The 22,724-nt window shown below is 69.4% G+C and carries 12 protein-coding genes and 2 pseudogenes; 9 read left to right on the forward strand and 5 right to left on the reverse strand.

The genetic code is table 11. The features are described 5' to 3' along the window. Nucleotides 1-701: 701 nt before the first annotated feature. The 3 genes from FCI23_RS34735 (at nucleotide 702) to FCI23_RS34745 (ending at nucleotide 3,793) form a co-directional block, all read left to right on the forward strand. Entirely contained in the window at nucleotides 702-2,027 is a 1,326-nt protein-coding gene (locus FCI23_RS34735; RefSeq protein WP_136728156.1) for a hypothetical protein, read from the forward strand. 285 nt (nucleotides 2,028-2,312) lie between these two features. Next, the gene (locus FCI23_RS34740; protein ID WP_136728157.1) at nucleotides 2,313-2,825 is read left to right on the forward strand and encodes a hypothetical protein; all 513 of its coding nucleotides are present in this window, start codon (nucleotides 2,313-2,315) and stop codon (nucleotides 2,823-2,825) included. A 221-nt stretch (nucleotides 2,826-3,046) separates the two neighbouring features. Further along, on the forward strand, nucleotides 3,047-3,793 hold the full coding sequence (locus tag FCI23_RS34745) for a DUF5131 family protein (protein WP_136728158.1): 747 nt from the start codon (nucleotides 3,047-3,049) through the stop codon (nucleotides 3,791-3,793). 53 nt (nucleotides 3,794-3,846) lie between these two features. Here the strand turns inward: FCI23_RS34745 and FCI23_RS34750 are convergent, their stop codons facing one another. The 3 genes and pseudogenes from FCI23_RS34750 to FCI23_RS34760 form a co-directional block, all read right to left on the reverse strand. Next, nucleotides 3,847-4,440, reverse strand: coding sequence for a hypothetical protein (locus FCI23_RS34750; protein WP_246144352.1), 594 nt, complete (start codon nucleotides 4,438-4,440; stop codon nucleotides 3,847-3,849). A gap of 84 nt (nucleotides 4,441-4,524) precedes the next feature. Beyond that, nucleotides 4,525-5,620: pseudogene (locus FCI23_RS34755) on the reverse strand (integrase core domain-containing protein). A gap of 452 nt (nucleotides 5,621-6,072) precedes the next feature. Continuing rightward, nucleotides 6,073-9,915, reverse strand: coding sequence for a Kelch repeat-containing protein (locus tag FCI23_RS34760; protein WP_211265574.1), 3,843 nt, complete (start codon nucleotides 9,913-9,915; stop codon nucleotides 6,073-6,075). A gap of 403 nt (nucleotides 9,916-10,318) precedes the next feature. Between FCI23_RS34760 and FCI23_RS34765 the strand changes: the two genes are divergently transcribed. Together FCI23_RS34765 and FCI23_RS34770 are read left to right on the forward strand one after the other, a co-directional pair. Further along, nucleotides 10,319-11,245, forward strand: coding sequence for a transposase (locus FCI23_RS34765; RefSeq protein ID WP_136728160.1), 927 nt, complete (start codon nucleotides 10,319-10,321; stop codon nucleotides 11,243-11,245). Continuing rightward, complete coding sequence (locus FCI23_RS34770) at nucleotides 11,172-11,372, forward strand: hypothetical protein (protein WP_136728161.1); 201 nt, start codon at nucleotides 11,172-11,174, stop codon at nucleotides 11,370-11,372. Before FCI23_RS34765 ends, FCI23_RS34770 begins: the two co-directional genes overlap by 74 nt. A gap of 123 nt (nucleotides 11,373-11,495) precedes the next feature. Here FCI23_RS34770 and FCI23_RS34775 read toward each other — a convergent pair. Then, nucleotides 11,496-11,996: pseudogene (locus tag FCI23_RS34775) on the reverse strand (helicase associated domain-containing protein); the annotation flags it as partial. Nucleotides 11,997-12,214: 218 nt separating this feature from the next. On the opposite strand from FCI23_RS34775, the gene FCI23_RS34780 reads away from it, so the two are divergent. Together FCI23_RS34780 and FCI23_RS34785 are read left to right on the forward strand one after the other, a co-directional pair. Then, nucleotides 12,215-13,009: an SGNH/GDSL hydrolase family protein gene (locus tag FCI23_RS34780; protein ID WP_169317069.1), complete on the forward strand. Its 795-nt coding sequence runs from the start codon at nucleotides 12,215-12,217 to the stop codon at nucleotides 13,007-13,009. A 96-nt stretch (nucleotides 13,010-13,105) separates the two neighbouring features. Next, complete coding sequence (locus tag FCI23_RS34785) at nucleotides 13,106-13,387, forward strand: protein NO VEIN domain-containing protein (RefSeq protein WP_136728162.1); 282 nt, start codon at nucleotides 13,106-13,108, stop codon at nucleotides 13,385-13,387. 114 nt (nucleotides 13,388-13,501) lie between these two features. Here FCI23_RS34785 and FCI23_RS60520 read toward each other — a convergent pair whose 3' ends face one another. Further along, nucleotides 13,502-13,930, reverse strand: coding sequence for a DUF3761 domain-containing protein (locus FCI23_RS60520; RefSeq protein WP_246144355.1), 429 nt, complete (start codon nucleotides 13,928-13,930; stop codon nucleotides 13,502-13,504). Between the two features lie 473 nt (nucleotides 13,931-14,403). On the opposite strand from FCI23_RS60520, the gene pglW reads away from it, so the two are divergent. After that, complete coding sequence (gene pglW, locus FCI23_RS34795) at nucleotides 14,404-18,879, forward strand: BREX system serine/threonine kinase PglW (protein WP_136728163.1); 4,476 nt, start codon at nucleotides 14,404-14,406, stop codon at nucleotides 18,877-18,879. Between the two features lie 51 nt (nucleotides 18,880-18,930). Continuing rightward, the gene (pglX, locus tag FCI23_RS34800; RefSeq protein WP_136728181.1) at nucleotides 18,931-22,713 is read left to right on the forward strand and encodes a BREX-2 system adenine-specific DNA-methyltransferase PglX; all 3,783 of its coding nucleotides are present in this window, start codon (nucleotides 18,931-18,933) and stop codon (nucleotides 22,711-22,713) included. The last annotated feature ends 11 nt before the right edge of the window (nucleotides 22,714-22,724 follow it).

Consider the following 22,724-nt stretch of genomic DNA (forward strand, 5'->3'; position numbering starts at 1 on the left):
CCGCGCCGACCAGTGGCACGGGAGGCCGTCCGGCGGCGCGATATCGTCTTCACTCGGCAGGTGTCCTTCTGGGGAGAGCGATCAGGCGTAGAGAACCTCGATCATCTCAAACCAGCAGAAGCACCTGTCGTCGTATCAGCCGCCGAACCTCGCCACTACCTGCGGATTCGGGTCAGAACACCTGCCTGGACACCAGCACGACCGACCCCAGTCACTACTTCCTCGACACATACGGCCACCCGTGTAACGGTTCCACAGCCCAGGCCTTCGCCTTCCACGCGATGCCCAACGGGCCAGCCGGAACCTACGAGGTCACCAGCCAGGCCACCGGCCAATGCGTCGTCCCGTGTCGCAGCGCCCTCCGGCAAACGGCCTGCAGCGGATCAGTGCCTCCCGACTCCGTCAACGACGAGTGGACGCTCCAGCCAGTGGGCACAACCGGCAACCAGTACCGGTTCGTCCTCACCTATACGCTCGGCAATCCCACGCCCGCGTGCATACAGGTGAACCCGCAACCGAACGGATATCCTGGCCCCCTATTCAATCTGGCGTACTGCAGCTCCAGCACCGCACAGATCCTCACACTCAGCACCACGCCGTAGCGTCCGTCTTCCCTCGGCGCCACACCGACGCGGGTACGTTCAACCGCGGCGACCGGAGGCACCCACCCCGGCCACCCGTCGGCGGCTGTCCTCCGGCGCTTGTGGGACGCGCGGGGGGTGATCGGGCACGCGCTGGCGCTGGAGCGCAAGGAGCTGGCTACCTGGTTGAGGCTGCTGGAGGCGCTGTTCGCTCCGGGGTGGGCGCACCGGGACGGTTCGGTCACCCCGGCCGGGTTGTTGGGTGCGCGGACGGGGCGGGCTGCGTCGACTGATCGGCTGGCGCTGCTGCTGCTGGTGCTGGAGGCGACGGAGACCGGGCGGGTGCGGCTGTGCGGCGGCACGGTGGACAAGCAGCGGGGGCGGGCGGCGGTGACGCTGGCGCGGCTGCTGGGCTGTGCGGCGGCGGCGGCGGGCGGGGAGCGGGTGCTGGAGCGGCTGGAGGACGGCGGCCTGGTGGAGCGTCCGCGCCGGGAGACCGGCTCCGGGCTGCGCCACCGGGGCCGGCTGGTGGTGCCGGCGGTCGTCGCCGCGCACCGCCGGGACACGGTTTCGGCAGTCCCGGAGCGCCGTGCTGTGTCCCCTTCTGCTGGTTTTTCAGACCCCGACGGTACGGCCAGGCCTGGTGAGACTCCGGACCCGGGTGAAAACCCGCAGGTCAAGGCCGTGCCGGAGGCTGCCGGGCCCGGTGTTGAAGATCCCGACGCTACGGCAGCCCTTCACACTGACCACCCTTGTGTGGTTACTGAGGTTGCTGATGGTGCTGGTGATTTTGGGTTTTTCGGCGAAGCCGGTCGGGGGTCCTGCCGTCAGCCGGAGCGCGCGGGCGCGTGCGAGGACCGGGTTGCCGGTGGCGAAGGTACGCCGCGGCTGACTGTCGTGGACAGCGAGGGCGGCCCGCTTCGCGGGGAACAGCCGGAATCCCCCGCCACCCACGACCAGGATCACGACGACCGGGGCCAGGAGCGCGACCAGGAGCAGCAGCCGGACGCCGCCGTGCGGCTGCCCGCCCAGGTCGGTGCAGGTCACAGCGGCCAGCGACAGGGGAGAGTGCCCCGGCGTCCTGGTGATCTTCAGGTCGTGCTCGCTGCGGTCGCCGGACTGTGGGCGCGGCTGGAGCACGGCGGCGCCCGTCATGTGGTCATTGAGGCGGCACGCGCTCAGCTCGCTGCGGTGGCCGGTCTCGCAGGTCCTGCCGTTGCCGAAGCGGTGCTGGCGGACCGGCTGACCCGCCGCCTGCGCGAGCAGGGCGGACCGGCGGCGGTGAGCGATCCGGTGGGCTGGCTGGTCGGCAAGGGCCTGCCGCGCCGCGCCGTCTGCTCGGACGTGCGCTGCGACGACGGGTTGCGGCTGGACACTGGCGGCAGTTGCGAGACCTGCGATTTCCGGCTGGCCGACCGGCGCGCGGTGCGGGGCCGCGAAGGTTGATGCCGAGCTGCCCGGGGCCACCGAGGCGGAGCGGCGGGCGGCGTACGAGGCGCGGCTTCGGCACCGGACCGGCGTCGATGCCGAGAAGGCGCAGATCCGGCGGGAGCAGCGCGAGGCGGAGCGCGCCGCCCGCCAGGCCGCAGGCGTGCAGGCCCGCGCCGAGCCGAGGCGCAGGCCCGGCAGGCGGTCCCGTGCGCGGACTGCGGCGCGCCCAGGTCGGCGGGTCTGTGCGAGGCGTGCAGCAACCGGCATACGGCGGAGAAGCTGATCGAGGAGACAGCGCTGATGACGGCCGCCGCGTGGGCCAACATCTCCGACCGCGCGGACGTCGACGCGGTGGCCGAGGATGCCGAGGCCGGGATCCGGGCTGACGTGGACCGGGCCCTGGACGGTGCCCGGGCGCAGGGCGCCACCGGCGACACCCTGGCGTTGCTGGCCCGCATCACGGTGGAGACCGCCGCTGCCGAGTACCGCGGCTCCGCCTTGGCGCTGCTGGCCCGCAGCCCGGAGGCCGACACCGAGGCGAAGCTCGCGAACGAGAAGATGCGCAGCTGGCACCGGTTCGTCACCCGCGCCGCCGCGAAGGAGGCAGCCGGGCAGGCCCGGGCGCGCGTCGCCGGGCACCTGCTGGCCACCCGCACCGCCGCGCTGCTCACCGCCCGCCCGGCTGCCGGGACGCCGCCGGTCGACGACGGCGAGTTGGACCCGTACGCGGCAGGGGCGGCTCAGGTGCGTGCCGCGATGCGCACCCGGGTGCAGCGGACCGGCCCTCTCGGCGGGATGGCTGCGCGGTCATGATCTGGTGGGGCAGCAGCTGCACGACCACAGCCGAAGGTCTGCCCTGTCGACTCCATCGGACTCGACTACTAGATTCGAAACTTGAGGTTAGAAGAACGGCCAGAAACCCTGGCAATCCCGATCAACGGCCGCCGGTACTGGCGGGATAGAGGCATCGTTAGGCAGCACACCGTGCCCGTCCTGGGTGACGGCGTGAAGGCGTGCATGGCAGGAAGAGACCGGTGAGCGACCGCAGCGCCATCGAGTGGACCGAGGCGACCTGGAACCCCACCACCGGGTGCGACCGCGTCTCGGCCGGCTGCGACAACTGCTACGCCCTCGCCCTGGCCAAACGGCTCAAGGCGATGGGAGCGGCGAAGTACCAGAACGACGGCGATCCCCGCACCTCCGGGCCGGGCTTCGATGTCACCTTGCACCCGGATGCCCTGGACATCCCCTACGGCTGGAAGAGCCCGCGGGTGGTGTTCGTGAACTCCATGTCCGACCTCTTCCACGCCCGCGTGCCACTCGGCTTGGTCCGGCAGGTTTTCGAGGTCATGGCTGACACTCCGCAGCACACCTACCAGGTCCTTACCAAGCGGGCCCGCCGCTTGCGTCAGCTCGCGCCGAAACTGGACTGGCCGCCGAATGTATGGATGGGTGTGTCCGTGGAGTCGCAGGCGGAACTGCCGCGCGTGGACGACCTGCGGCAGGTTCCTGCCGCTGTGCGATTCTTGTCCTGCGAGCCGCTTCTCGGCCCGCTGCCCGGGCTGAACCTGGAGAGCATCCACTGGGTCATCGCCGGCGGCGAGTCCGGCCCACGCCACCGCCCGCTGGACGCGGCCTGGGTCACCGGGATCCGCGACCGCTGCCAGGACGCCAACGTCGCCTTCTTCTTCAAGCAGTGGGGCGGCCGCACCCCGAAGGCTGGCGGCCGCACGCTGGACGGCCGCACCTGGGACCAGATGCCGCTGCCCACGGCCGCCTGAACGGCCGTATCCCGTGAACATAGCCGGGCAGTCAGCTGCCCGGCCACACGGAGTCAGGCGGCGAGATCCTTGGGACGGACGGTGATCTCACGAATCTTCCTCACGCCCACACCGTCGCTGGGCGTCTTGCCCTGATCGTGCAGAAGCCGTACCGCCTTGCGCACCACCGGCTCGGTCACCTGCCCGTAGAAGTCTCCGAAGACCTCCAGCGTGTGGTCGACCAGCTTGATGGGCCGCCGGGTGAGCAGCAGCAGCTTCTCCAGGTTGTCCGCGATCTTTGACAGTGCCCTGTTTTCGACCTCCTGCGGGTCCGGGCGCGCCATCGACGCCATCGAGAACAGCGCCAGGTCGTCGCTTTCCTCGCGCGACTGGAGCGTTTTCCACCACTCGTCCCGCGCCCGGGCGACCGTGTCACCGAACACCCACAGGCCGTACTGGCTCCGGGTCGCGAACACCAGCCGGTAGACGGCACGTTTGCGCGGCGAGTGCGACACGGGCACCGACTGTACGAGCATGCCCATACGCCGGGCCAGACGTCGGGCGTACTCGGAAGCCACCGCCTCGATGGCGTCCTCCGCAGCGCCGTCCTTGTCGGCTGCGGCCGACGCGTCGGCGAAATACTCACGCCACCACGTCCCGCCGCACACATCGTCGAAGCGCTGCAGCGACTTCTCGTTACCCTTCGGCGAGCGGATGTGGCCTGCGGGTGCCGATTATTGCGTCCGCGCAGCTCAGGCGGCATGTGCGTACTCGTGCAGGGTGCCGCCGAGTAGGTCGCGTCGATGGACCTCGAGTCGGTCGAGTCGGTCTGGTTCGGTGATCGGTTCGGGAACCGGCCGCAGGGGTGCCGCGCTGTGCAGGGTGCGGTGAGGCCGGTGCTGGTTGTAGAACGACTCGAACTCGCCGAGCGTGTGGAGCAGGTGGGGCAGGTTCCAGATCAGGGTACGGTCGAGGAGTTCGTGTCTGCAGGTCTGCACCCAGCGTTCCATGATCGAATTCATGCGGGGGAACGCGCACACCGGTAGTGACGATCTCGATACCCTCGCCCTCGAAGACTGCATCGAACGCCCGGGTGAACTTGCTGTCGCGGTCCCTGATCAGGTACCTGACTGTGGCGCCGGCGTCCTGGAGGTCCATGACCACGTTCCGGGCGGCCTGGGTGACCCAGTCCGCGGTGGGGTGGGTGGTAGCGCCGAGAATGCGGATGCGGCGGCTGGCGTGCTCGATGACGGCGAAGACATAAAGAGTCGCGCCGTTCAGGGTGGTGACGGTAAAGAAGTCACAGGCCAGGATCGCGTGGGCCTGGCCGCGCAGGAACGCGGCCCAGGTCTGACGGTCGCGTTCGGGCGCCGGCTCGATTCCGTGCTGCTTCAGGATCTCCCAGACCGTGGAGGGTGCGACCTTGATGCCGAGGGCAGCGAGTTCGCCGTGGATGCGCCGATAACCCCAGGAACTGTTCTCGCGTGCCAAGCGAAGGACGAGAGCCTGGATGCTGCGCCGGGTCGGCGGTCTGCCCGGCCGCTTCTTGCGACCAGACGCCTCGGCGTGGCGACGGCGCACGAGGTCACGGTGCCACCTCAGGATCGTCTCCGGGGAGACGATCAGGTGCAGCTGCCGCAGCTTGGGCCTCGGGAGCCGATGGAGGAGCGCGGCAAGGAACGCACGGTCCGCCGGCGTGACGCGCGGCCTGTCAATCTGCCGCTGCAAGACGGCCAACTGGTGGCGCAGCGTCAATATCTCGATGTCCTTGTCCACATCACTCGCCGGCAGCAGCCGTATGAAGGCGAACACACCCGACACGGCGAGGTAGGACAGTCGCAGCAGCACGATCAATCAGCCTGACACGCTGGCCCGGCGATCACCGGCCGTTCGCGAGAACCTGCACGTCACAGGCCATGGATGGGGTTTTCGGCACCCGCAAGGTCAGCGCAGGCGCGGAACTTTTGGAACCGTACACCCCGCCCGGCGGACACCTGTGCGCGGACACACGCGACCGCGGACCTGCTCGTCGGTCAGGTCGCGGATCGCAGGCAGCGGCAGCGGAGGCCTGCGTCGGCCTCCGCTCACGCACAAGCCCGGTGAGCAGATCGCTCACCGGGCTGTCCAGGCCCTGACCCGGGCCCGGGCTGGAACCCCCTGTCGGATTCGAACCGACGACCTTCGCTTTACGCGCCGACCCGGGGCTTCGGTTGTCGTGTGTAACGTCCGCGCCTTGCGTGCAGTGGCGCCTTGCGTGCAGTGAGGGTGACTACCCGGTCACCCAGCTCCTTTCCTGGGGTTCAGTTCGTCTTGGACTTCGGTGGGGCGACATGCATCGTCACCTTCGCCGCCGGGAGCGGGTACGGGGTGGTGCTGTCGAACACGAGCTGAGCGCTGTAGTCGCCCGGCTTGGTGATCTGCGCGACCCGCGCGTCGAGGGTGACCGTGATGGTGGCGCGCTCACCGGGCCGCAGGGTGAGCCGCTGGGTGCTCTCATTCAGCCAGGGGGCGTCGTCGGTGTACTCCGGGAGGTTCTCCACGGCCGTGGTGGGGCTGCTTCCGCTGGTCGCACCGCCGACCTTGTAGAAGTCGAGGGCTCCGCCGCCCCGGTACGTCGCGGTGCCGGCGTTCGGGAGGGTGCTCCAGGTGCCGCTCTTCGGGTCGTAGGCGAAGCCCTGGTTGGTGATGGTGTCCCCGGTCACCCCGCTGGAGATCATCAGGAGGCCGTTGGCCGCGGCGTACGCCGAAGCAGCCAGCGGGATCGGCATGTCGGGCAGCTGGGACCAATAGTTGGTGGCTGGGTCGTAGACGTAGGCGTCCTGGACGAATCCGCTTTGGGTGAAACCGCCTGCGCAGTAGACCTTGCCGTCGATGCCGCCGCAGGAGGTATAAGAGATGGGCTCCGGGTACGGGGCGATCTGGTTCCAGCTGTTGGTGGCCGGGTCATAGACACTGGTGTCAGTGGTGCCGCAGCTTGAGGACGCGTCGCAGCCGCCGATCTGGTAGAGCTTGCCGCCAGCCACGGCGCTGCCGGCTGCCGCGTACGGCTTGGGGTCGGAAGCACCCGTGGTCCAGGTGTTGGTGGCGATGTCGTAGATCTCCAGCTTGGCGTCGATCGGGCCGTCGGTGCTCCAACCGCCGACGGCGTAGAGCTTGCCGTCGATGATGCCGTGGCCGGGGGCCTCCCGTTCGTCCGCGGCGCCGGCCAGCTGGGTCCAGGTGCCCGCGGCCGGATCCAGGACGTAGAGAGTGCTGTACATCGGGCCGTTGGCTCCGGCGACGCCGAAGGACGAGTAGACCTTCCCATCGTAGCCGTCCGCCGCGTTGTCCATCACGGCGTCGGGCAGGGCGGGTGCGCTCTGCCAGGGGGCTGCCGAGGGGACGTCCGAAGGCACAGGAGACGGCTTGGCCGCCGGCGTGCCGGTCTTCGCGTTCGCCCCCAGGAACCCCATCGGGTAGTCACCCGTGATCCGCTGGAGAGGAGCGCCCTTGGCCGTGCTGGGCTGCGACCCCAGGCCGTAGGCCTGTTCGCCGATCTGGAGCGTGGCGGTCGCGGTGCCGGTGTTCTTGACCGTCAGCTTCCTGGTGGCGTGCTTGCCCCAGCCGACCGAGGCGTCGAGCGAGCCCGGGGTCACCTGCAGCTGCCCGGCCTTGAGCCGGTAGGAGGCCGGGACGGTGTCGTCGGCGGGCACCTGCACCGTGTCGGACTGGGTGGTGTAGTTGTGCTTGGAGGCGTCGAGGACGTGCTTACCCGCTCCGGGGACGAACAGGGAGTAGAAGCCGTCCGCGGTGTTCGGGTCCTCCGGGGTGGGGACCGTTTCCGCCTGCACCGAGGGGTCGCTCTTGTCGGCGACGGTCGCGTCGACCGCCCCCTGGCCGGTGTTGACGTCCGTCACCGTGCCGACGGCCATGCCGCCTGGCGTGGGCGGGTAGTCGCGCTGCCCGACGAAGACGTTGTCGATTCCCCAGTACCAGCTCCACAGAGCCGTGTAGCGGAAGCGCAGCTGCACGGCCGGCTTGCCGGCGAAGTCGGTGAGCGGGATCTCGACCTTGTCCGGTCCGGCGGAGTAGCCAGCGTTCACGTCCGGTGTCCAGACGCTCGTCCAGGTGGCGCCGCCGTCGTCGGTGGCCTCCACCTCGAACGTCTGCCTGTACGGGTTGAGCGTGTACATGGTGTCGAAGGCGAGTTCCGGGTCGGTCTTCCCGGTGAAGTCGTACACCGGGCTGATCAGCTGGGTGTCCGTGTGCCCGGTTGTTCCGGCCAGGCGGCTGTCGACGCTGGCGAACGCTCCGCTGCCGCCCGTGTGGTTGCCGTGGCTGCCGGGGTCGTCGAACTGCCAGCCGTTGGTGAGGCCCGCGGCGTTGACGACGCTCCAGCCCTGCGGCGCGGAGCTGGTGGAGTCGAACGTCTGGGTGTCGCCGGAGAGGTGGAGGGCGTAGCCGGGGGCGGTGGCCTGCCAGGGGTCGGCGGTCGGGGCGGCGTCCGCGGTCACCGGGGCCTGGCCGACGTGGACGGTCTTGGTGGCCTCCTTGTAACCGGGCGAGAAGGCGTCGAAGCGGAGCGTGTAGTCGGAGCTCTGAGGGACAGTCACCTTGTAGGCACCGGTGACCGGGTCGCTCCACACGGGATTGCTGTCGCCGTCGATGGTGATCTTCGAGTAGAGCGGCCACTTGTGCCCGGAGCCGTCGGTCACCTTGCCCGAGAGGGTCTCACTGGGAAGCTGCGCGAGAGCGAAGTCCTTGGTGAAGGTGGTGCCTTCGGTGACGGTCACGGTCGCGGTGCCGCTCGCGTAGCCGAACGCGGTGACGGTGAGGTCGTCGCTGCCGGCCGGGAGTCCGAACTCGTAGCTTCCCTGGGCGTTCGTGTGCGTGACGCTGGTCCCGTCGCTGACCGTGGCGCCGGCGATCGGCTTGCCGGTGGCCTGGTCGGTGACGGTGCCGGACAGCTCACCGTGCGGACCGGTACGGAACGCCTGCAGACCGTTCGGGGTGCCCAGACCGGTCGGGCCGTCGTAACCGGTACCGGCCTTGCACTCGTAGAGGATGGTGCAGCTGCCGTTGCTGCCGCTGGTGACGTCGTTGAGCCCGTTCCCGGCCTCATAAGGGTAGGAGTTGGGGTACGTGCCCGGCGCGGGGGTGCCCGCGTCGGCGTACACACCGGCGATGATCGGGGACGCGGCACTGGTGCCGCCGTAGGCGGTCCAGCCGCTGTGGCCGTAGGTCTGGTAGACGGCCACGGCGGTGTTCGGGTCGGCCTCGGCGGAGACGTCGGCGACCGAGCGGTTCGCGCAGCCGCTGTCCTTCTGGAAGGCCGGCTTGGACTCGTAGGCGGAGCAGCCCGAGCCGGCGTTCGACCACGCCGACTCCGTCCAGCCCCGCGGGCTGTTCGCGTCACGGGTCAGGGACGTGCCGCCGACCGAGGTGACGTACTGCGAGGCGGCGGGATAGCCGACGCCGTAGCCGGAGTCACCGGAGGCCGCCACCACGGCGACGCCGGGGTGGTCGTAGTAGGCGTCGAGCGAGGCCGTCTCGGACGGAACCTCGCTCATTCCGTAGGAGTTGGAGATGTACTTGGCGCCGAGCGCGACGGCCTCGTCGACGGCGGCTCCCAGGGCGACGCTGTCGGCGCTGTCGCTCTCGACGAGGAGTATGTGCGCGTTCGGCGCGACCGCGGAGACCATGTCCAGGTCGAGGGATATCTCGCCGGCCCAACTGGAGTTGGCCGGCGGGTACTGGGTGCCGCCGCGCTGGTCGACCTTGGAGAAGCAGCCGTTTTCGGTGGTGCACGCGGGCAGGCCGTACTGCTGGCGGTACACGGCCAGGTCGGCTTCGGCTGTGGGATCGTCGTAGGCGTCGACGATGGCGACGGTCTGTCCCGCACCGCCGTCGCTCGGCAGGTTGTAGGCACTCTGCAGATCGGCCGGTCCCAGACCCACGGGAGCGGCCGCGGCGGGCTGCGGCCCCCTGGCCGACGGGACGTCGGTGCGGCGCAGTGCGTAGCAGGAGAACTGACCCGGCTTCGGGGTGCCGCAAGCGGGTTGGTACGAGGCGCTGTTGGTGGTGGTGGCGCCGGCGGCGGCTTGCGGCTGGGCTGTGGCAAGCGGTGCCTGCAGACCCAGAACCGCCAGCCCAGCGGCGCTCAAGGTGGCCAGGGTGGCGGACACCATCCGCGCCGCGGCTGACCGTCTTTAGTGAGACGTGCTCAACGAACAACTCCTTTACGTGCTTTCAGAAGCCGCCCACCGGCACTCGGAGTGACGGTGGACGTGAAGATCCGCTGAACGACCATTAGGAAGATCATATGAGACACAAGTCAATGGAGTGCCGGGGATCCACAGGTTCGGTGCTGCGACAGCTGCGAAACTTGACTCCGCCTTGGTGTTTCCCGGCACGGCAGCCTGATCAGTGGGCGAACCTGACCGCCCTCTGACCCGAATCCGCAGGTAGTGGGACTCTGTTGGCGAAGTCTGGCTGCAGTGACGTGGGACAGTGGTGGCCTGCCCGCCGAAGGGCGTTGTCCGCCAAGGGTGGCGCAGGACGGACGAAATGCGGGTCCGTGACGCACTCGGTCCGCTGTTCACCGACGCCGACTTCACCTCCGGCCCGCTGGCCGGGATGTTCTCCGAGCTGGGTCAGCCGGGCCTGTCGCCGGCGCTGCTGCTGATGGTGGTCATCCTGCAGTTCCGCCACAACCTCTCCGACCGCCAGGCCGCGGAGGCCCTCGCCGACCGGATCTCGTGGAAATACGCTCTCAGCCGCGAGTTGGACGCTCCCAGCTTCCACTACAGCGTCCTGTCGGAGTTCCGCACACGACTGGCCGCCGACGGCCGGGCCGACGCCGTGTTCGACCTGATGCTGGCCTGGTTGAAGGAGGCGGGCCTGGTCAAGGCGGGTGGGCGGCAGCGCACCGACTCCAGCCACGTGATCGCCTGCGTGCGTCGGCTGAACCGGATCGAGACGGTCGGGGAGAGCCTGCGCGCCGCCCTGGAGGAGATCATCGTGATCAGCCCCGGCTTCGTGGTGCCCCTCCTGAAGGAGGGCTGGGACCAGCGCTACGGCCGCAAGGTGGAGACCTCCCGCCTGCTCGGCCGTTCAGGCGCCTCCGCCCAGATGCTGGCCGAGCAGATCGGCACCGACGGCCAGGAACTGCTGGACGCCATCGATGCCGACCCCACCGCCGACTGGATGAACACCCTGCCCAAGGTCACCATCCTGCGCACCGTGTGGGACCAGCAGTACGAACGCACCCGCAGTGGAGCGCGTCCACTCGCCCCACGATCCCGACGCCCGCTACAGCACGAAGACCACCCCCGCCGGCGAGAGCGACCTGGAGTGGGCGGGCAGCAAGTGCCACCTGACGGAGAGCTGCGAGCCCGGCACCCCGAACCTGGTCACCGACGTGCACACCACCGCGGCCACCGACCCCGACGTCACCGCCACCACCGACATCCAGGACAAGCTCATCACCCGTGACCTGACCCCGGGCCAGCACCTGATGGACGCCGGCTACCCCAGCTCCGCCAACTTCGCCGCCTCCGTCAAGCGCGGCATCACCCTCATCGCCCCGGTCATCGCCGCCACCGGCCGCAACGCGAAGTGATGATCTGCAACCTTTTGTCAGTGATGGTTCGGCATAGTTATGTCAGTGTGGTTGTCATCGGGTTTGTGCTGTTCAGTGGGATGTGAGTCGGGTTTCGAGTGGTGACACGGATGCCGATTCAATGCTGACGACGCGGTAGTGGCGTTGCCAGTCGAGCGGCCAGGGACAGTTCCAGTCTGGGTCGATCGCGGCCAGCTGCTGCGCGCGTTCCTCGGCCCGTTCCGGGTCCTTCCCGAGACCGCCCTTCCTACGGAGATTGGCCATGTGCTGGCCGACCGGCACCATCGCCTCGCTCTCGCCCCAGACCTGGTCCTGGCGGGGAGCAAGGTGGCCCGTGGCCTGCCGGTAGGAGCGCAGCGCGGCGAGTTTGGTCTCCCAGGCTTCCTCGCCGGGTTCCCACACCATCCCGGCCTCCGGGGCGTCCAGCAGTTCCTTGCGCCGCGGCTCCAGCTCCCCGGCCCGCAGTGCCTTCCTCTGCTGGTGCACCCACCTGCCCAGCGGGAAGTTTTTCGTGACGCCCACCGTCGTCTCGGTGTCGTAGGGGACGGCGTACAGGCCGGTGATCTTGTTCTCCTTCCGCCAGCGGAGGAGGGCTTGGTAGCCCTCGAGCCACACCAGGGACTCTCCAGAAGCTCCTACATCAACGCCTCCTTCAGCGTTCGTGGCACACGAGCTGGCCGGATGATTTATCGGCACCCGCTGGCCGCGCCCCGACCACCTCCCGCTCTCCCACGGCGTGAACACGGGGTCTACGCGGGAAGAATCTTTGGCATGAACACTTCCCCTAGGTGGCTATCGCTTGCTACCAAGTGGTAGCCAGCTTTCCCGCCCAGGGAGGTTCCGTGAGACAGACCAAGTCGCTATCAGCTCTCGCCACGCTGATCCTCGCGATGATGTTCAGCCTGCTACTGACCGGTCCGGCACATGCTGCCGGACCTGCGTATGTGGCGCTGGGAGACTCGTACTCCTCCGGCAACGGCGCCGGGAACTACGACAGTTCGAGCGGCAACTGCCACCGCAGTTTCAACGCCTTCCCGTACCTGTGGAAGAACGCCCACGCACCCTCCTCGTTCGCCGACACCTCCTGCTCGGGTGCGGCGACCACGGATGTGACCAACAACCAGCTCGCCCCGCTGAACTCATCCACCGGGCTGGTCTCCATCACCATCGGCGGCAATGACGCGGGCTTCTCCGACGTCATGAACACCTGCGTGACCGGCACGGACACCGACTGCGTCAACCGGGTCAACCAGGCCGAGAGCTACGCCCAGAACACGCTCCCGGCCCGCCTGGACGCCACCTACAACGCGATCCGCGCCAAGGCGCCCAACGCCAAGGTGGTCGTGCTGGGTTACCCGCACATGTACACCCTCAACGTCTACTGCGTCGGCCTCAGCGACACCAAGCACCGCAAGATCGACGAGGCCTCGGACGCCATCGACAGCGTCATCGCCAACCGGGCCGCCGCCCACGGCTTCGTCTTCGGTGACGTCCGCACCACCTTCAACGGCCACGAGCTGTGCTCCGGCGACGGCTGGCTGCACTCCCTGGTGATCTCGCCAAGCTGGGAGTCGTACCACCCCACCGCCACCGGCCACGCGAGCGGCTACTACCCCGTCCTCAACGCCAACAGCTGATCACTCTCACGAACGACTGGCGCACGGCAGAGCCCCTGTCCGCGGCACTCCGCGAACAGGGGCCCTGCCGCGGCTGGTGACGGGTCTGGTCCGAAAATGACGTCTGAACGCTGTCCCGCTGAGGAGCCTCACGTGGAGGTGAAGGGCACCACCGGTGCGCCGACGAGTGTGGAGCTGACCATCAACGAGGTCCTGCACGCCCGTGACAAGGGCAACACGGTCGACTTGTACGTGGTCAGTGACATCACCGTCGACACCCGCACCGAGCCCTACACCACCGCCGAAGGAGTGCTCTCACACTTCAAAAACTGGGAGCCCGCCGAGGAAGACCTGCGCCCGCGCAAGTACGAGTACCGCCTGCCGGCGAACGGCAGCTGACAGCGGGGCGGTCCTGGCCGCGGCAAGCGAGTCGATGAGCTGACGCCAAATCACATGCCTCGCAACCAGAGCCCCCACCATGGTGGTGCCGTACCGGGGCTGGCAAGCCGGTATTCACCTGCGGGTCTTGCTTGATTTCCCCCGGATGCCCTCGCGCCGGTTCAGGGCGCAGCGCCGTGACCAGACGCTGCGCCGTCGGCTGCTAGTTGTAGAGATGGCGACGCCGCCGTGGTGGGAGCAGGCGCCTTGGTGGTGGGCGGCGTAGGTGTAGGTGCCGTCGTTGCACTTGGCGGTGGCCGGGTGGGACGTGGTGATGCCGCCGGAGGTCGACGAGCCGCCGCTGCTGCTGCCCGAGGAGCCGGTGCTGGACTTGTGCGTCGCCGTCGCTTTGGCTTGGGCTTGGTCGTCTTGGTCACAGTGACCGTCGGGTGCGGCGTGGCCGTCTTCGTGGCGGTCGCGGTGACGGTGACCGTGGGGCGCGGCGCGGGAGCTGGCCGTGCTGGAGTCACCGCCGCCGAATGCGGCACCGATCGAGAGCAGCAAGATGCCGCCAATCCACACGCGCTTGCGCTGGTGCAGCGGACGCGTGTCGGGCAGGTTGAGGCGGGCGGACGGCCCACTGCGGGCCGGGCTGGTGCTGGGTCATGTGGGTAGCACCTGCGCTGACGCGTAGGCGCTACCCGGTGGTGGACTGATGTCGTTGGCGTCACTGCGGTGCGGGCTGACCGTGCAGGCTGTCGCGGTCAGCCGGTGGTGAGGACGCCGAGGTGCTGGCGGCGGCCGGTGGTGCGCTGGGCTCAGCGGGGCTGTAAATGGCTGGCCATGGGGGGGTATGTCGCGTCTGCTGTCGTCCCTCCGCGTTGGGCGTGTGAACTGGCATGTTGTGACAGGATGGTGATAATAAGGTGCTCGACTCGGGCGAGAGTGGTCAGAATCTCGTAATCAGGCTGTCTGAAGAGTCATGCGCTACGGCCCCGGCGTAGCTAACAGGACGATGGAAGGCGCGGTGAACGTCGGTGGCGGCAGCAGGCGGGTCGGCATCCCCCCCACCGAGACCGGCGCCCAAGCCGGCTCAGCCCAAGGTCCAGCGGTGGCACCAGACCCGCACCTCCCCGTTCCCGTGGGAGCAGGACGCTCTGGACCACGTCAAGCGGCTCATGCCGCAGAGCGAGCCCTACCGCGCCTGGGCGACGTTCTCCTTCTCCGCGGCCTCCGGCCGCGTCAATGAGTGTGATCTGTTCATCGCCGTGCCGCGGGGCCTGTACCTGGTTGAGCTGAAGGCGCACCCCGGGCGCCTGGTCAACCACGGTTCCACCTGGTCCTTCCAGGGCGAGGACAAGATCCGCACCATCCCCAACCCGCTGCACCTGACGGACTTGAAGTCCAAGGAGCTCAAGGGCCAGTTGGAGTGGGCCGCCCGCAAGCTGTCCTCGGGTCGGGCCTTGCGCATACCGCGGGTGGAGCCCGCGGTCTTCCTTTCCGCCCCGGGTCTGGTCAGTGAGCTGGATGAGGTCCAGCGCATCCGCGTCTACGGGCGCGACGGCGCCGCGAGCGGCCTGCCCGGCATCTGGCAGGACCTGCTTGCCACGCCCCCGCTGCGCGAGGAGCAGCGCATCACCGCGGACTTCGCCCGCCGCCTGGATGACTTGATGCGCACGATCGGCGTCCGGGCCTCTACCGCGCACCTGGACTTCGGCGACTGGCGCCTGCAGCCGCGCCCCCTGGATGCCGGTGACACCTGGGAGGACCGCCTCGCGCAGCGCGAGGGCCTGGTCCATGAGGAGGGCCGGGTCCGCGTCTACCTGGTGGAGCTGCAGGCCACCGAGGCGGCCCGGCGCTCCACCGAGCGCGCCGCGCTGCGGGAGTATCAGGTGCTGCAGGGCATCACCCACCCCGGCATCGCCCAGGCCGTCGACTTCCGCGAGCACCAGGGCGGCCCGGCCATCCTGTTCCGCCACCGCCACGAGGATCTGCGGCTGGATGACTACCTGGCCGCACACGGGGCCAGGCTCAGCGACGAGACCCGCCGCGCCATGGTCCGCCAGCTCGCGGATGCCCTGCGCTACGCGCACCGCCGCAGCCTCTACCACCGCGCTCTGGCCGCCCGCTCCATCTACGTCACCGCCCGGCCCGACGGCGGGCAGCCGGCGCTTCGCATCACCGACTGGCAGAGCGCCGCGCGGGACTTCGAGGCCACCTCGCTCAGGTCGCTGGGCAACAGCCCGCTGGGTGAGGAGCACCTCCCAGACGCCGCCGAGGTCTACCTCGCCCCGGGCTTTGAGGAGGAGTACGCCGACCCGGTGGAACTGGACGTCTTCGGCCTGGGCGCGGTCGCCTACCTCATCCTCACCGGCACCGCCCCCGCCGCCCGCCGCAGCGAACTGATGACCCGGCTGGGCGCTGATGGCGGCCTGCACCCCTACGCCGTCAGCGACAGCATCGCCGCCTCCCTGGACGAACTCATCTACCAGGCCACCCGCTCCGACGCCGCCGACCGCCTCGAATCCGTCGACGCCTTCCTCAAGCGGCTGGACACCGCCGAGCAGGACGTCAACTCCCAGGCCGCCGCCGCGGAGGCCGACCCGCTCAGCGCCACCCCCGGCCAGGCCCTGGACGCGGAGTGGAGCGTGGTGCGGGTGCTGGGCAGCGGCGCGACGGCCCGCGCCCTGCTCGTGCAAGCCGACCCCGAGGACGGCGCGGGCTTCCCCCAGCCCCGGGTCCTGAAAGTCGCCCTGGACGCCGGGAAAGACTCACGGCTGCACGCCGAGGCGACGGCACTGAAGCAGGTCGGCGGCGGCCGCATCGTCCGGCTGCTGGACGGCCCGCGCACCCTGGGCGGGCGAACCGTCCTGGAGCTGGAGTACGCAGGCGAGCAGTCCCTCGCCCAGCGCCTGCGCGGCCAGGGCCGCCTGACCTACGACGACCTGGAGAGCTTCGGCGAGGACCTCTTCAAGGCCCTGGAGGAACTCACCGCCAAGGGCGTCCGCCACCGGGACATCAAACCCGACAACCTCGGCGTCCAGCACGGCGCGGACGGCCGCGAACACCTGATGCTCTTCGACTTCTCCCTGGCCGACGTCCCCGACCGCGACGTCAAAGCCGGCACCCGCGGCTACCTGGACCCCTTCCTCGACCACGGACACCGCCGCGAGTTCGACGACTACGCCGAGCACTACGCCGCCGCCGTCACCCTCCACGAGATGGCCAGCGGCGAGCGCCCCGTCTGGGGAGACGGCACCGGCGACCCCCGCACCACCAGCGACGAGCACCCGGCGCTCGCCGAGGACCTCTTCGAGCCCGGCCTACGCGAGGGCCTGACCGCGTACTTCGCCCGCGCCCTGCACCGCGACACCGCCCACCGCTTCGACTCCCTCAAACAGATGAGCGCGGCCTGGCGCGAGCTGTTCACCCACGCCGACGCCGTCCCACCCGCCACCACCCCCGCCACCGCCACAGCCACCACCGACTCCGACACCCTGCAAGAGATCCGCGACGCAGCAGCACTGGCCGCCGAGCCGACGACGGAGCTGATCGCCGCCGGCCTGTCGCCACGCGCCGTCTCCGTCGCCGCCGACCTGGGCGCCAGCACCGTCAGCGACCTCCTGGCCCTGCCACCACACCGCTTCTCCCAAGCACGCGGCGCCGGCGTCCTCATCCGCAACGAACTCAAACGCCGCCACAGACAATGGACCACCGCGCTACGCCGCAAGCCCACAGCAGGGACCCCGGGCGCGGCGGCGACGGGCAAGGCCGTGGGGCCCGCGACCCCGTCCGGCAAGGCTACGGCGTCCGCCGGGAGCGAGGAGGCGGTCCTGGACCAGGTGACCGCACGCGGACCGGTCGACCAACTCGCCACGCTGCTCGCCCCCGGCCCCACCCGCGCCACCTCCAACAAGTCCGAGGTCATCCGCGCGACCCTCGGCCTGCCCGGCGACGGCCCCCAGCCCGAACCGTGGGAGGCAAAGCTCGCCCCCTGGCCCACCCAAGTCGCCATCGCCGGCGCCCTGCAGACCGCCCAGCCCACCGTCTCCCGCCACCACGTCGCCGCCATCAAAGAGTGGGCACAGACGGGATGGCTGCAGCACATACGCAACGAACTCGTCGCCGTCCTGGACGCGGCCGGACGCGTAATGACTCCTCAGGAGCTGGCTGTCGAGCTGCGCGTGCGCCACGGCGCGGGCGCCGACACCCCCGCGCGGACCCTGGCCAAAGCCCGCGCCGTCGTCCGCGCCGCCGTGGAGGCCGAGGCCCTGCCCGACGGACGCGACGAGGAACACCAGCCACGGCTGGCGGTACTGCGCCGCGGCGAGCGGGTGCTCATCGCCTTGGAGTCGCTGCCGGGATCGAACGCACCCAGCGCCCCCGACCTGGCCGACTACGCCGCCAAGCTGGGCGCGAAGGCCGACGAGCTGGCCGGCTCCGATCCCCTGCCGGGACGGGCCTCGGTCGTGCGGGACCTGCGCGTCGTCCCCACCCCGCAGGGCATGGCCCCGCTCGCCGAGACCCGCCTGGTCGCCCTGGCCGCGGCGGCAGCGGCGATGGCGGCGGCGTCACCGAGGCTGGAGCTCTACCCGCGCGACCTCAGCCTGGACCGGGCACTGCGCATCTCCCAGGCCCCGGCCGGTGTCCGGCGAGAGCTGGGCATCACGGTCGAGGACCTGCTCGCCAAGGTCCGCTACCGCTTCCCGGAGCTGGACTTCGGCGCCCCCACGCACGTCAGGGTCGAGGACGCGCTGAAGAAAGCGGACTTCCCGCTGGAGTACGACACCGCCGCGCACTGCTTCCGCCCGCCCGCGCCCTCGGTGAACGGGACCCAGCTGCGCAGCGGAACGGGCACGGGCACGCTGACCGCCGCGGGCAGCGCCGCCATCGGCGCGGCCTCGGCCGGACGCGACCCGGACGCGCTGCTGGCGGGGAAGCTGCGGGGGGCGGTCGAGCGCGGCGGCTTCGTCGCCCTGAACGTGCACCTGAAGTACCTCGCGGGCGCCGCGGAGGCGGTGGCGGGGGCCTTGCCGGTGGTGCCGGTGAACCTCGCGCAGGTGTTCCTGGCGGAGTTCCGCGCTCTCGCGGGCGAGCGCGGGACGGACTGGAGCAAGGTGCTCGGCGCGGACACCACCTTCACGCGCTCGGGCGAACTGCCCGGAGGCCTGCGGTCGTACGTCTCGCGGGTATGGCCCAGGGTCGGCGAGCAGATCGCGCAGACGGCGCGAGAGCGGCCGGGCGCGGTGGTGTTCGTGCACACCGCCGGGCTGCTCGGGCGGTACTGGGAGGCGGGCGGACGGGAGACGCTCGTGGAGCTGCAGAACGCCGCACGGCGGGGCGGGGCGAGCCCGCACGGGCTGTGGGTGCTGTGCCCGTCGGAGTCCCCGCGCGGAACCCCCCACCTGGACCGACGCACGGTGGAGGTATTGGGGGAGGCCGAGCGGGTGGTGCTGGAGCGCTCGTTCCTCGACACGCTGAGGACGGCCGGGGCGGCACCGCTGGCCGGCTGAGAGGCCGCCCCTCGGGAGGGCGGCGCTGGATGTTGCTGCATGTCAATGGGGATGGGGAGGGGCGGGCGAGTGTCCGGGCGTGGCGTGAACCAGACGGAGCTGCTGAAGGACCTGCGCAAGCAGGTCACGGCACTTGAGGACGACCTGCGTGCGCGCAGCGAGGTCGTGGCGGAGTACCAGGCCAAGCTGGAGACCGAGTACGCGCAGGCCCGGGAGGCCAAGCGCACCGCGGCGACGTACGGGGCGTGGCGGGACGAGCGGATCACGCAGGTCGCGGCCGCGTGGGTGCTGGCGTGCGTGTTCGTCCGCTTCTGCGAGGACAACCAGCTGATCGCCGACCCGTTCCTGGCCGGCCCGGGTGAGCGCCTGAAGGACGCTGAGGACCGCGACGCGGAGTTCTTCCGGTTGAACCCGGAGAAGAACGACCGGGACTGGCTGGTGCACGCGTTCGAGTCGCTGGCCGCGACCAATCCGGCGGTGGCCGGGCTGTTCGACCGCGCGCACAATCCGTTGTGGGAGCTGGCACCGTCGTACGAGGCGGCGAGTGGGCTGCTGAAGTTCTGGCGGCGGCGCGGGTCGGATGGCGAGATCCTGCACGACTTCACCGACGAGACGGTGGTGGGGGCCGACGGCGTCGTCGAGCACGAGGGGTGGAGCACCAGGTTCCTCGGCGACCTGTACCAGGACCTGAGCGAGCACGCGCGCAAGACATACGCACTTCTGCAGACGCCGGAGTTCGTGGAGGAGTTCATCCTCGACCTGACGCTGGAACCGGCGGTCCGGGAATTCGGCCTTGAACCGGAGACGGTCGTCGGCGGGGACGGTGAGATACGCAAGGGCCTGCGAACGATCGACCCGGCGTGCGGGTCGGGGCACTTCCTGCTGGGCCTGTTCAAGCGGCTGCTCGCGAAGTGGCAGAAGGCCGAGCCGGGCACGGATGTCTGGGAGCTGATCCGGCGCACGTCGGAGTCGGTGCACGGCTGCGACAAGAACCCGTTCGCGGTGTCGATCGCCCGCTTCCGCCTGCTGATCGCAGCTCTGCAAGCCGGCGGGGCGAAACGGCTCGACCAGGCCCCGGCGTTCCCAATCAACGTGGCGGCGGGTGACTCGCTGCTGCACGGGCGGGGGGCGGCGGGCATCCAGGTCGATCTGCTGTCGGACGGCGAGGCTTTCGCGTACAGGACGGAGGACGTCAAGGAGTACGCGGAGCGGTGCGACCTGCTGGGGGTTTCGAGCTACCACGTGGTGGTGGGAAACCCGCCGTACATCACGGTGAAGGACAAGCAGGAGAACGACAATTACCGCAAGGCGTACAGCGCTTGCGCGGGGACGTACGCGCTGTCGGTGCCGTTCGCGCAGCGGTTGTTCCAGCTCGCTATCCGTGCGGGTGGGTCGGAGCGGGCGGCGGGGTATGCCGGGCAGATCACCGCGAACTCCTTTATTAAGCGGGAGTTCGGGAAGAAGTTGATCGAGGAGTTCTTCGTCAGCGATCGCGAGGGCGTGCACCTGACGCACGTTATTGACACCTCTGGGGCATACATTCCCGGGCATGGTACGCCGACGGTGATCCTAATCGGGCGCAATCACATCCCCCGTCAGAGGGAGCCCATTCGCGCCGTGTTGGGTGTGCGCGGTGAGCCATCGCAACCGGTGGATGCGGCGCGGGGTGTAGTGTGGACTGCGATTGTCGATCAGGTGGGAGCGCCCGAGAGCGAGTCGGAGTGGGTCTCTGTGATCGATTCCGAGCGCGGTAATTGGACTGTGCATCCCTGGTCTCTCAGCGGTGGCGGCGCGAGTGATCTCGTTAGCGCGCTTGAGGCCATTGCCTGTAGTCGCCTGCAGGATTCCGTCCGGCTGATCGGGCGTACAGCACACACGGGGTCCGATGATTCCTACTTCGCCCCGCCAGGTGCATGGCGGCGCCAGGGGGTCGCTGCCTCCCGGTCCATCCAACTTGTCCAAGGGCAGATCATACGAGATTGGGATCTAGACCCGGTGACGGAGGCCCTGTTCCCATATTCGAAGGAGCTGATCGCTGATCTTTCTGATATTTCCTCTTCCAAACAACTGTGGACACATCGGGTACTTTTGCGCACTCGCCGCGAGCCTGGTGGCACACACGAGGAGATCGGCCTGACGTGGTACGAATGGAGTCGATGGCATCCTGAGCGGTTCTCAGTACCGTTTGGGATCGCCTTCCCGTTTGTGGCGACGCACAACCACTTCGCGTTGGACCGGGGCGGGAAAGTGTTCAAGCAGACCGCGCCGGTGATCAAGTTGCCCGAGAGGGCGGGGGAGGATGAGCACCTGGAGTTGTTGGGGGTGCTCAACTCGTCGGCGGCGTGCTTCTGGCTGAAGCAGGTTTGCCATGACAAAGGCAACGGAGGGATCGGTGGCGGTATCGCCAGTGAGGACTGGGAGAAGTTCTACGAGTTCACTGGCACCAAGCTCCAGGAGTTCCCCCTCCCTGGCCGACTCCCCCTCGCGCTCGGCCGCGCTATCGACGCATCCGCGCAGGAGCTCGCTGTCCACGAGCCTTCCGCTGTGTGCGCGTCCGGCGCGACGCCGACCCGTTCCGTGTTCGACGCTGCCTACGCCGCCCACACCGCCACTCGTGAGCGGATGGTCGCGCTTCAGGAGGAGCTCGATTGGGAGGTCTACGGTGCGTACGATCTTGTCCGGTTGAGCGGGACAAACGATCAGCGCCTCACCGCCCCCGACATCGACGCGCTCCCGCCCGTCAAGCTCGGTGAGCGCGCGTTCGAGATCGTCCTCGCACGCAAGGTCGCCGCTGGCGAGCTGGACACGGCGTGGTTCACCCGTCACCACTCCACGCCCATCACCGAGATCCCCGCCCATTGGCCCGGCTGGTACCGCGCCATCGTCCAGAACCGCATCGACGTGATCGAGAAGCGCAGGGACCTCGCGCTGATCGAGCGGCCGGAGTGTAAGCGCCGTTGGGCGTCCGAGCCGTGGGAGAAGCGGGAGAAGGAAGCGCTGCGCACCTGGCTGCTTGACCGAGTCGAGGATCGCCGCCTGTGGTTCGCGCTTCGCGACGGTTTCGAGCAGCCGCGTCCGCTCACGATTAGTCAGCTTGCCGATGAGCTCGCCAAGCTGGACCCTGAGGTGTCTGCCGTTGCAGCGCTTTATGCCGCCGACCATCTCGGCAAGCGGGACCTTCCGCTGGAAGCGGTCTTGGCCGAAGTCCTCGACGTCGAGCACGTCCCCTACCTCGCTGCGCTCCGTTACAAGGACACCGGCTTGCGCAAGCGCGCCCAGTGGGAGGATGTCTGGGAGCAGCAGCGGGCGGAGGACGCGACCGGTGAGCGTCTGAGCATCCCGGTCCCGCCGAAGTACGCCTCCGCCGACTTCGTCAAGACCTCGTACTGGTCCAACCGCGGCAAGCTCGACGTTCCCAAGGAGCGGTTCGTCTCCTACCCCGGTGCCAATCCCGACGCGGACCCGACCCTGCTGCTCGGCTGGGCCGGCTGGGACCACCGCGACCAGGCCCAGGCGCTGGTCAACGTTGTTAAGGACCGCGCCTCCCAGCTGAGCTGGGAGGAGTCCCGAATAGCGCCGCTGCTTGCGGGGTTGGCTGAGCTGATGCCGTGGGTGCGGCAGTGGTTCGGGTCGGACGACCAGGAGTGGGGCGGCAACGCGGCGGAGGAGTTCGGGGCGTTCTTGGATGCCGAGCGTGCCAAGCGCGGCTTGAGCGCCGCGCAGCTTGCGGCCTGGCGTCCCGCGCCGAAGGCCCGGGGCCGCAAGGCCGCCGCTACTGCCACCGCCCGTACCGCGAAGAAGACTGACACCGCTGCCGACATGCAGTCGGCCTGAGCGGGAGAGGG

It is taken from the genome of Actinacidiphila oryziradicis (genome assembly GCF_005047355.1).
GTDB classification, from domain to species: domain Bacteria; phylum Actinomycetota; class Actinomycetes; order Streptomycetales; family Streptomycetaceae; genus Actinacidiphila; species Actinacidiphila oryziradicis.

Coding starts and splice junctions, on each gene's coding strand:
- FCI23_RS34785 (WP_136728162.1), top strand. CDS start 13,106: ATGACGTCTGAACGCTGTCCCGCTGAGGAGCCTCACGTGGAGGTGAAG.
- FCI23_RS34765 (WP_136728160.1), top strand. CDS start 10,319: ATGCGGGTCCGTGACGCACTCGGTCCGCTGTTCACCGACGCCGACTTC.
- pglX (WP_136728181.1), top strand. CDS start 18,931: ATGGGGAGGGGCGGGCGAGTGTCCGGGCGTGGCGTGAACCAGACGGAG.
- FCI23_RS34740 (WP_136728157.1), top strand. CDS start 2,313: ATGACGGCCGCCGCGTGGGCCAACATCTCCGACCGCGCGGACGTCGAC.